We start from the raw sequence: 11996 nt of genomic DNA, 5'->3' as shown, positions 1-11996 counted from the left end.
GGTGCACCCGCTTCGACAATTTTAATGTGCATACAATATATACCTTGCCACTCCCCGCCGTACCGGTGATGAAAAGGTTGCTATACTCCATAATGTACTTACTTTACTCTGATTTTCCGGACCTTACTATACCTGCCATATACTTTCTCATCGGTAGAATCCATCTTATAGGCCCTTACCTTAAAATAATACGTCCGATGTTTTTTCAATTTTTTAATGGTACTTTTTAAGGTCGACACCGTAACTTGTCTTTTACTCTTTTTTATTCTTTTGTCAGGAGAATAGACAATGTGATATCCTTTTGCTCCTGTAACCTTTTTCATTCTTACGACTACCTGTCCGCGTTTCTTACTGGTGATTTTGGAAATAACCGAGCGCGGTACCGACACCTTCTTCCATTCAGCGGTCAAAGTAATATCTCTCGCCACTGCTTTTGTAAAATCATAATATTCACTGCCGCTCTTCCAGCCGGTAAACATATACCCTGTTCGAGCCGGATCGTCCGGCCGTATCACCCTACCGCCTGCGCGGATTACCTGCTGCATAACCGAGGTGCCACCGGACGAATCAAAGCGGACGAAATAAGACTGCTGAGGAGTCACCATCCATTCCGCGGTTAGCGTGACTGTTTCCGCTGGCATCGTATACACAGTTCCCGGCTGGTATATCGCTGTTCCGTCGTTCCAACCGGAAAATATGCAGCCCGTCCTTGATAAAGCACACCCCGGAAGGGTCATAGCACTGCCAGCTTCTCCGGTCATCTCATCCGGCAATGCTCCGGTTCCGCCGCCGGCGCGGAAAACAATCCGATAAGTATCCGTCGCTGTCCACTGTGCCTTAAAGGTAACGTCAGATGGCGGCATCACATAGGTATCTCCCGCAGCGTATAGCTTTGGTCCATGCAGCCAGCCCGCAAATACATAACCATCTCTTCTCAGGCTGCATTCCGGAAGCGTGATCGTCTCTCCGAGCTCCCCCACCATATCCGCCGGAAGATCTCCAGTACCGCCCCCATCGGTAAAGCTTATGGTGTAACGATCGGCTGCCCATTGCGCCGTAAATACAACTGCACTATCCGGCATTAGATAATCTGCTCCTGCCGGATAAGTAGTTGTCCCATCGTTCCAACCGGCAAACGTATGATTTTCTTTCGTTAAATTGCTTTCAGGCAGCTTAAATGTGGTTCCGGATTCCTGGTAGCTCTCTTCCGGAAGTGAGCCGCCACCGCCCCCATTTGCAAAGCTTACCAGGTAATCATTTATGCCTCTCAGATTCGCAATCGCTTCCTCCAGTTTAGCCCTTTCCGCATAAACACTCATCGCCGTATTATAACTTCCATTCACTGCAGCTTCTGCCGCCTGAACAGCATTCTGTAAAGCCTGATAGCTCTCCGTGGTATAGTCTGCCGAGGAATACCTTTTAGCCTTGGAAATGAAATCCCTGAAATCTGAAAGCGCGGCCTCAACATCTCCTTTTCTGATGATGATATAGGAAACGATCGGATCCCAATTGCCATTCTGATTCTTTGAGAATTCCAGAGTCACTTCTGTTCCCGGCGCCACGAATTCAGCGTTCACTACTTCTACCTCGTTTTGGGGAATATTTAACGTATTGATACCAGTAGCAATTCTCTTTGTGCTGTGGCCATTTGTTACGGTGATATCCACAACCCGGGGACTGCCATAATTGGGGTAGTGTGGAATACCTATTTCTATTTCATAGATCCCGGCCGGTAATTCAAATTTATATATTACATTTCTGTCAGTCCTGCCGCACCGAAAGCTTTGTTTCTTGTCCATTCCGTCAACATATTCACTCAATGCGGTAGCTTCGGTCTGCGCTCCATTCACCCCCCACAGCTTACCAGTTATCGGGTCAGGTCCGTAGTCCTGATCGGTAACACTGTTATAGACGCCAAGTTTGTCTCCCGCATTTACCGTAAGTGGATTTTGGTCCCCTGCATCGACAAAATATGCGATCGCAGCATCGGTTTGCTTATCGTTTGCCAAGACCCCCATGGGTATCATGCCAAATAGTAATGAAATAACAATCAGCATTGAAACAACTTTTCTTCTCACAAAAAACAACTCCTTCCTCTGGGTTATCTGCGTTTTTATTTCATTCTGATCTTCTTTGGTTTACTGTAAATGCCGTATACCTTATACCCAAGCGAATCCCGTTTGTAAGACCTCACTTTAAAGTAATAGGTTTTACCCTTTTTTAGTCTCTTAATAATCTTGATACAACTTTGCGTTACGACTTGTTTCTTACCTTTTTTGAACTTACGGTCCAGAGCATATTGAATTTGATAACCTTCTGCCTTTGCTATTTTTTTTATCTTCACCTGGGCCCGGCCGTTCTTTTTGTTGCTTATTTTTAAAATAGCCGCTTTTGCTACCTTTACTTTCTCCCATACCGCGCTCAATTTAAGATCGCCGGCTACCTTTGAGGAAAAATCATATTGACTACTGCCGTTTTTCCAGCCGGTAAAAACATATCCCTTTTTAGCCGGATCGGCTGGTTTTGCCACTTTACCGCCTTCGGCAATCTGCTGATTCGCAATTTTCGTCCCGCCGTTTGTGTCAAACTGAACCGTAAATGACCTCGCCCCGACTTCCTGCCACTGCGCCGTCAGCAAAACATCCCTTTTCGGCATCACAAAGTGAGCTTGTGCCTGATACACCCTTAATCCGTCACTCCATCCGGCAAACGAAAAACCACTCCTGCTCAGGGTACTGTCCGGTAAGTTTATTCTGGTTCCTGCTTTTGCTGTGATATTACCCGGCAATGATCCGCTTCCACCGCCATTTGCAAATGTGACCCGAAATGTTTCCGGCTCCGATGCCAGATATGCCAGATGAGCGATCGCTGTTTTTAAATCATTCTCCACTTTATCAAGTTCTTCCTGAGTAAATGAGACCTTCTCATAGATATCTCTGGCATTTGTCAATACCTGCTGCAGATGGTTCCATGACTTCGTATCATATACTGCCTGAACCTTTCGCCCTGCTGAATCAATTGCCTGCTTCAGTCCGCGTTTTTCAGGAACAGAAGGTGCGGGCTGCGGAGTGCCTGTTTCTGTATAGTCCTCCTTGACACCGGCATTTTTTATAATTTGCTGTGCCTCCCAGTTGGAATTATCCGGGTTAACATGATTTGAGTCCACTGTATTGGATCCGGTCTGATTAAAGCCTATCCAGGTTTGATTTCCTGTAATTACATTATTACGTATCGTGTAGCCCTGTGTACCCTCGTCAAAATACATCGCATTGTTCCCATAATCCTTCCATGCCGGTTCAATAACATCATGTATATAATTGCCCATACAGTAAGAGCCCGGCTGCCTGGAAAGCGTATAGATCGCACCGGCGTCACACATGATCTGGCTGTTATGGTGGATTTCATTACGCAAAATCTGGTTGCCGCTCATTGCATTCGGCTCATTCCTCCATCCAAAACCTACCGAAATGCCGCTATATGGCACATATGCTACCGTGTTGTCGGCAATCATGACATTCTTTGGTAACCCCGCTCCGATTGCAACAGCACCTTCATAATCGGTTCCGATCCAGCATACATAGTTGTTAAGGATCTTATCGTCCGTACAAATATCCCGGACATCTTCCGGATTGTATAGTTCATGGTAATCTGCATCGGTATCATTAATCGCAAACTTGCCTACGGAAATTCCATTACCGGAAATATCCTTAACCGTATTGTTGATAAACACCGTATTCTTGGTGCCCCAGTGCAGGTCAAATGCGGTCGCCCCCATATTTCTGAAGGTATTTCCCTCAAAACGAAGATTGTGGGCACCACTGACGCAGACTCCTGCCGGAGGACGCTTTACCACAACATAATTGGTTCGGAATATGGAGCTGACGACATTCTGCTGCGCCTGCCCCCCTACAAGTCCTTCCTGGCTCGGCGCCGTCCAGTTAGAGTGCTGAAAGGTGAGTCCATGAAACTGAATATCCCTCACCGGAGCGTCAAGTGATCCCTCAACACTCAGGAGGGTCTCAAGAGCAGGAGCAATCATTTCAGCCTGTTCCATATCCTTTCCGGCCGGTGCTTTATAGTAAAGCGTTTCTGCCGATTTATCGAGAAACCATTCATTGTCATCGGTGATAAACTCATAGGCATTTTCGAGATGATAGGCAAATTCCCTGGTATGCACATGGCTGTAGAGGTCAATATTGGGATGAGGACGGTTGAATACCCGCTGGGCCTCCGGCTCCATGATCTTCAGAGTCGAGTTAACAGAACCCTTTTCAAGTGAATCAATCCGAAGAATATTTTCAGCCCAGGCCGTAAGAACACATATCTCCACCGGATTGGAAAGGTCATCTATGTTACCGTACTCCGACAATCCCATAACACCTTCATCGCTGTTTTTTATATGTATCTGACCGCTTGTAGCCTGATCCCCGACTCTGCCGTCAGTGGAACTGCCGGTTACCCATTCCGGCATTACCCCTTGTGCATCCAGGCGGTCCGCACCCACAATCCTGGTGCTGTATTCTCCCGGTACACCGGTCTGGGCCCGGATAGCCTTATGACCATCCACATATAGCTGACGAAAGTCAAAATCAATTCCTGATGCTTTGTAGATATTTTTTTCCGAATCGTGAAGCTGCCAGCCATCGATCTGTTTTCCACCGCTGATAACCGGCACCTCGTCCTCAAAAGCTGCATATTTAACTTGAAAACCATTACTGCCGGAATCACGTTCCGTAAACTTTAAGGTTTCATCCAACCAGTATGTTCCGCCGCGCAGATACACATATATGTCACTGCTCATATGGCGATTGTATTTGGAGACCTCTTCTTTTGCCCTTTCTAACGTTTCAAAAGGCTGCCGGAACGAACCGGAATTGCTGTCGCTCCCATCCGGTGACACGAAAAACATGATTTCAGGTACGCTGCTTCCCTTAATGTCATTTGCCAAAACATCGCTGGGTATCATACCACATAGCAATGACAGTATCGTCAGTAATGAAACAATTCTTTTTTTCACAAAAACACTCCTTTCTCTTCCTATTCAAACTTTTAGTTACTTATAAGACTATATTAATCATAACAAGAATAGTATAGCAAATAAATGTACATATTTATTTTAATGTATAAAAATTTTACTGACTCACCCGCCGCTAAATACAGCGTGTCGAAAAAGATGTGCATCTACAAATCACCTGGCTGCTTCTCCGCTTATGATATGAATCGCCGGTCTCGCTACACTAGACATGTCACTTACCTTCTATACTAGACTCTTTTGGTATTTTCCTCAATTACAAAAAATGTATAATCGACTAGAATTTTGTATCAGTTTAAAATATCACAGATTATACTTCTAAAATGTCGTTGGTTCCGGCATTCATCAAAGCGAATCCAACCTTCACCAATATATTTCCGAGAGTTGGGGCATCCCCCATTAGACAATACTTTAGGGCTTGACGGAAAAGCACATCAAACTATTATTATCTAAAATTAAAAAGGGGCTGTCCTGAAAATGTAATTCAGAAACAACCCCGAGTTTAATGCTCATTTAAGTGTGAACCGCTTTGTCCGTAGTGTTCTTCGATAGAAAAGCAAGCACCATGCAACTACTTCTTAACAGTAATCTTATACTTTTTAGACTTACCTCCCGCTTTCACTGTAATGACGGCCTTTCCTGCCTTTAACGCTTTCATGCGGCCTCTCTGATCTACCGATACAATTTTCTTTTTGCTGGATTTAAATGTAACCTTCACACCGGTAGCCTTTAAAGGACTGTACTTACCGGTGATATATTTTACCTTCCCAACCTTCATACTCTTCGGTATTCCTGATGCGCTGACAGCCTTCACCTTGGCACACTTTGCTACTACATCTTGACCGTTGACTGGCTCGGCTGGCTTTGCTATTTACCCAATGATTTATGGAATAGTACAGCATAACAAATGTAGCACTAAACAATATCCCGCCGACAATATCGGTAATCCAATGCACACCTGATAAAACCCTTCCAATGACCATAAACCCTGCATAGATACCACAAAGGGTATTTACGATGTTTCTTAATCTTTTGCTTGAAATCAATCGATGAAATTGCATGATAGCCGTAGGTATAATGCACATCATAAGCATTGTTGTAGAGGACGGATAAGAGGCTTCCAAAACCCCCTTAATCAAAACTGGTCGGTAGTTCACAACAAAAAACTCAAAAAAAAGATATATCAAAAATACAAACACATAGAAACCGCCCAATATCAAAATACTGCTATCTACACCCAATAAGCCTTTTCTTTTTATAAGTTGCACAAGACCTACTATTGTAAAACCCAACATAACAAACAGTATAGGAATACTCAACCAGTCTGTTATGTTATATAACAACATGTTCGTACCAATTAGTGTATGAAAATATTGATTGACCGCTGCAAACCCGACAACCGAACCTTGTGGGCCGATTGGACGCACATCAATAAACATAATCACCACAGTGTAGAGAATGGATAAAACCAGCAGCCCAGCAGTTACACCAAAATCTTTTTGAATTTTTTTCTTTGCTTCTTTCATTTCCTGCTCCTTTGTTTTGTTTTTTGTGTATGGCTTTTGCCTAATCACACTTTAACTTCAGAGGGCAAAAAACAAAAGAATTTGACGGTCACATCTTTGATACGCTCCGTGTCATGGGCGTTTTAGCAGCAAAGCTCCCTTGATAATCAACAGAACAAATGTAAAAAAGGCAGCATAAGCTTGAATGCTTGCGATAAAGATAACAACGTTAATGGTAGTCAATATCATAGATAAGACAGTCTTTGCTTTTATCCAAATAATGCTGGAATAATTTTGCAAAGCTAATGTAGCAATGCCACAAGCAACTGTTAATAAAATAATTGCAAAGTATGCGGCTTTTGTGAACAAGGGTGTTTCTTGTAAGGATAGCAAAGACACTTGACGAATTATCCCGCCCTCTTGCTGTCCAAAAAGAGGGATAAAAAACATCATCCCAACAGAACAATCAATCAAGCCAAACACTAAATCACGCATATGCTGTGTTTTTTTGTGACTATCTTTTTCGGCAATACAAATCAGCTCCCTATTGGATAGCAGTTCATCTATTGTTATCCCGAAATATTCTGCAATAGCTTTTAAGGAATCAATACTTGGATAGCCACGCCCTGATTCCCATTTTGAAATGGCTGTTCGTGAAACAAACAGTACTTCAGAAAGTTCTTCTTGCGTTAATTTTTTTTGTTTTCTAAGTTCTTGCAGCTTCTCGTGAAATTCCATAAGCGTTTACCACCTTGATATTTTTTGTTTTTATTTTACCATAAGGATACAACTTTTTATAGCTGGCCTTTCAAATTACGGAATCGGGGCGGTTGCCTATTAAATTATTGTGTTACTCTACTGCATATGAGCATTTGCTACCGGAGTGTCATTCCCATAACCTTCTAAGAGATTGCCCCCCATGCGGCAGCCGATACTCTCATTTTCTACCATAGGGTATCGGTTTTTCTTTTTCCGTCCAGACCTTATCGTTTCTTTCCTCTGCTTTTTGACAACTTGTAGTGAAGTGCCTAATCAACAGATTACATACTGTTCGATGTCGAAGCGATTTTTTTGTCATTGTCAGACAGGAATCTGTACTGCTTGTCCTTATATATCGCCTTAAGACGGCTCTTGGACTGCTAAATAATAGAAGCTGACATTTCCCTGCTGCGGATACCAGCAATCAGCTTTTCAGACTTTTGTATCTGGCCAATGTTCGCAAATTCATCCAAAGGCATCGGACGTGAATCGGCAGCCCCCCGTCATAAGCATCATCCGCCCGGTCACACAGCAGGTTAAAAAACTACGTGTAAATGATGAATACGACAAAATCAAAGGTGTCATCCGTATCGGAGATAATGACAAACAATGCAGTCTTTCTGTCTCCCAGTAGGTCCAGATCTAGCTCATCGCAAACCGCCAAATCTCTTAACTCCTTAATATCCTGGATTCTTAAACTCTTTATCATTCTCCCTGGCTTTTGATGCGTTACTTTCTTCCTGACCTGTTTTCTTTCAAGGGCAAATACCATATCCGGTATCCACCCGAAATATCACCAGATTATACATCTAAATTTGCCGTAGTTTCCAGCTGCATTTTTGAAACAACGCGTTTTCTTCATTTCTACGGTCTCTCTCCTTATCATTTTTCTAATATTCTCGCAGCAACTTCGGGACTTAACGATAAACTTTATTGATACCCTTACAAGGATCAAAAAACTTCTGTAAATGACGTATATATACCACTTACAAAAGTTTTTTATTATGCAGCATCTGCATTATTCTTTGTTTACCAAATATGAAATTTCACAACTATTATCGATCGCAAAGCAAAGAGTATTTAAAGGCACATTTGAAATATACAGCCAGTTTGAAAGATATCTTCTTGAATAAAGCTATGGATGAGATCATACGGTACGTACTATTATTTAACTCTCATTGTCTTTAAATAACCCGTTGTTTTTTTCATAACCAACTTTTTATATGTTTTCCTTTTTTTCTTTGGGCATATAAAGACTGCTCTTTTATAGATTCCCTTTAAAGCTGACTTTCCGATCTTTTTAATTCTCTCAGACTTTATCATTATTTTTTTTAATTTTTTGCATCCGATAAAAGCTTTCGAACCAATAGACGTCACTTTGTAAGTTTCTCCGTTTGCCTTAACAGATTTAGGAATTGTAAATGTTTTTATATTCTTAGATTCCATTTTATACAAAACTACTTCTTTTCTTGATTTTGACCGCTTTGTAACTTTATAGAATGCCTGCTTAAATTTTATAACACTTCCAACTCTTAATGGTTTTTTTCCATTATCCACAGGATTATTAGGTGCCACTACTTTTCTTACTGTTATAGCCAGCATAGCCGTTACATCAGCATAGGTTATCCGAATACTATTATCTGATGATACAAGCTTTGCTACTTTACTAAAAGTAAATTCTGAATCCCGCTCTTTCGTATAGACAATTTGTTTTTGTGAGCCGTTATTGTAGGAAAGCATCACAACCAGCCCCTCCGGCTGAAAGCTTTCCCCCTCGTAATAGGTTACTTTTACCGGGGATTTTACAATCTGCAGACTGACTGCCTCCAACTTCTTGACAACAATAGACTGCACTACATTCAGCCCTGCATAACCAAGAGTAATTTTTTCATCTGCACAGCTTAAATTCTCTGTTTTACTAAACGAGAATGCATCTTTCATATTCTGGCTATATACTACCTCTTCCGTTTTACCACTGTTATAAGTTACGGCAAAAACCAGGCCTTCCGCTGCAAAGTTATCTCCTTCATAGTATTCTACTTGGGTTGGTGAACGCTTGATCGCCAACTTGATCGCCTTTTCTTCCTCCACTGTAATTCTCTGTTCAATACTAAATCCATCGTAATAGATGGTTATGGTGTTATCCTCTACAGTCAATGGCCTCATTGTATCAAAATAAAACAGGACAGCAGTCTCCTCAGTATAGGCGATCTCTTTGCTGGTTCCATTAGTATAGTTCAATATAACAACCAAACCTTCTGCATCAAAACTTTCTCCCTCATAATAAGATACCTTTGCCGGGAATGTCTTGATTTGCAGCCCTACTGTTTCGACCTCTCTGATTACAATGGGCTGTACAACTTCCAGTCCTTCATAACCTATCGTGATCTCTTTATCCGCACAAGTCAGATTTTCCGTTTTACTAAATGAGAATGCATTCATAATGTCTCTGCTGTAAATGATTTCTCTGGTTTTCCCACTATTGTATGTTATCTTCAAAACCAGACCTTCGGCTGCAAAATCATCTCCCTCGTAATACTCTAACCTCTCCGGTGCCTGCTTGATCTCAATATTGACACATTTTTCCTCTTCTACAATGATTTCCTGTTGTGTATGGAGTCCTCCATAGCCGATCATTATACCTTTATCCCCTGCATGAAGCGGCCCTGTTTTATCAAAGATGAATTGGCCAGCTGTCTCTTCGCTGTAAGCAATCTCCTTTATAGTACCATTATTATAATTCAATACTACTGTCAATCCTTCCGGTTTAAAATAATCTCCTGCGTAATATACCACTTGCGCTGGGGAACTCCCGATCTGTATTCTGACCGCCTCTACTTTATTAACCTTAATGGTTTGGATCGTTTCAAAACCTTCATACCCAATCGTGATTCCTTCATCTGTACATCTCAGATCCTCTGTCTTGTTAAAAGTAAATGCCTCACATATGTCCTGATTATAGGATACTTCCTCGATTTTCCCACTGTTGTAAGTTACCGTCAAAACCAATCCTTCCGCTGAGAAGTCATCTCCCTCATAATATTCTACCTTTGAGGGTGACTGCTTGATCTCCAAAGCAACTGCCTTTTCTTCTTCAACAGTAATACTTTGTTCCACACTAAGTCCACTGCAATATATCATTATAGTATCATCATTTGCTGTCAATGGCTCCATTTTATCAATAGCAAACTGGCCCGCTGTCTCTTCACTGTAGACAATCTCTTTCTGAGAACCATCGCTGTAATATACCGTTATCACTAACCCATCCGGGCAAAATCTTTCCCCCTCAAAATAATGAACCTTTGTGGGTTCCTTTTTAATCTGTATGCCTGTCACTCTTGGAATCTTGATACTTTTATGCTCATAGGAGAGTAACACCTCTTCATATGCTGCATTTACCACATCTTTTCCTTCGCATGTTAAGACAGTTTCCATTAGCACCGAATCCAGAACTTTAAAATGCATTTTTACAAGTGACTGATCCGTAGTAATTCCTTCCATATTTAAAAAAGAAAAAGAAATTTTTCCTTCACTGATATTTTCGTTGGTTACAATATAACCTCCATTGCTTTGAACACTTTCGTCCACCTCCACAGAAGTACAAATGACATGATCAGAATTGTAGTTGATCACAAAATCTCCGGCGGCAATATTGCTTTCACCCTCCGCCTTCGCAACCACACAAAATCCGTTGTCCGATGTTTCTCCCTCTGTCTCCAGCCAAAATCTGGGATATTCCTTTGGGATCTCCTTTTTTGTGACATCCACAAATATTTCTGACTTTGCTGCTTTTATACTATTTAAGTTAATATCCACTAATCCTTCCGGAGAAAAGAGTATGGAAGTGTGCCCCTGAGCACCGGATTTCACCTGAAATTGCAATGTAATATATTCGTTTCCTCCAATGCTGCTTATCGAATTGATATCGGCATAACTAACTTTTACATAACCAGGGGCATCTTTGTTGATCAGACAGAGTGAGCTGGCCGTTTGCAAAGAGCTGCCTGTTTTCACATCCTGCAATTGTAATAACGATGCGTCATAATAAAATATAAAACTACCTCCAGCCATATCTCCACTATCCAGTCCAGACAATGTATAGTTAAGAGAATCTCCTTCCTCCACGGTTCCCTTGTCTATCTGAGCATCAAATATTGCTTCCTTTTTTCCCTCAGAAGGACTCTTCACTTCTAATTGTCCATAAGTTTTTGAAATCTCTAATTTATTAAATTCCGTATCATATGCATCCCCTACTGTGAGCAGAATAGAATATACTCCCGCTTGTACAGTGTCCTTAATTTCAAATACCACTGTCATCAAATCGCCTGTACCGTTCATGCCGTCCAAACATATCATAGATTCTTTCACTTCACCCTCTGTTCCAGGGTTGATGTCCACAATCGCATTTTCTGTCATACTGCCCGCTGAAACACTCCGATATGTCATAATTTGTGGATCATAATACAGAGATACCTCTAACCCTGCCACTTTTTCAAAATCGTGGGCATTTACACCGATTGATACAAGACTTCCTGACACTGCAACAGCACTTGATGCTAAGACTTGCATTTGAGGTTGTGTTACCTCAGATGCATACGCATTCAAAACAGGCATAGCCGTAAATAATACGGCTATGCTTATTAAAATCGCGGTCCATCTCCTCAGTATACTTTTCACTTCTTCTCTTTTTCTCATATCCC

General features: G+C 41.8%; 6 protein-coding genes and 1 pseudogene. All 7 read right to left on the bottom strand.

What is annotated here, in order from left to right; all coding sequences use genetic code 11:
• Positions 1-98: 98 nt before the first annotated feature.
• The 7 genes and pseudogenes from AC0THY_RS09755 to AC0THY_RS09725 all read right to left on the bottom strand — a co-directional run bounded on the left by AC0THY_RS09755 (position 99) and on the right by AC0THY_RS09725 (position 11991).
• On the bottom strand, positions 99-2078 hold the full coding sequence (locus AC0THY_RS09755) for an InlB B-repeat-containing protein (RefSeq protein ID WP_489990421.1): 1980 nt from the start codon (positions 2076-2078) through the stop codon (positions 99-101).
• Positions 2079-2113: 35 nt separating this feature from the next.
• A complete protein-coding gene (locus AC0THY_RS09750) occupies positions 2114-5017 on the bottom strand; it encodes an InlB B-repeat-containing protein (protein WP_489990420.1) in 2904 nt (967 codons plus the stop codon).
• Between the two features lie 586 nt (positions 5018-5603).
• Positions 5604-5810 (bottom strand): Ig-like domain-containing protein, encoded by a 207-nt coding sequence (locus AC0THY_RS09745; protein WP_489990419.1) that lies wholly within the window; start codon positions 5808-5810, stop codon positions 5604-5606.
• Positions 5776-6558 (bottom strand): phosphatase PAP2 family protein, encoded by a 783-nt coding sequence (locus AC0THY_RS09740; protein WP_489990418.1) that lies wholly within the window; start codon positions 6556-6558, stop codon positions 5776-5778. The genes AC0THY_RS09745 and AC0THY_RS09740 overlap by 35 nt, the downstream gene beginning before the upstream one ends.
• Positions 6559-6669: 111 nt before the next feature.
• Positions 6670-7275 carry a helix-turn-helix domain-containing protein gene (locus AC0THY_RS09735; RefSeq protein ID WP_489990417.1) on the bottom strand — a complete coding sequence of 202 codons (606 nt, stop codon included), beginning with the start codon at positions 7273-7275 and terminating at the stop codon, positions 6670-6672.
• A 326-nt stretch (positions 7276-7601) separates the two neighbouring features.
• Positions 7602-7981, bottom strand: a pseudogene (locus tag AC0THY_RS09730) (TraM recognition domain-containing protein); the annotation flags it as partial.
• Between the two features lie 479 nt (positions 7982-8460).
• Complete coding sequence (locus tag AC0THY_RS09725; RefSeq protein ID WP_489990416.1) at positions 8461-11991, bottom strand: bacterial Ig-like domain-containing protein; 3531 nt, start codon at positions 11989-11991, stop codon at positions 8461-8463.
• Between the last annotated feature and the right edge of the window lie 5 nt (positions 11992-11996).

The organism is Ruminococcus sp. 8Y-12, assembly GCF_058119865.1.
This window is presented reverse-complemented; position numbering and strand designations above follow the sequence as displayed.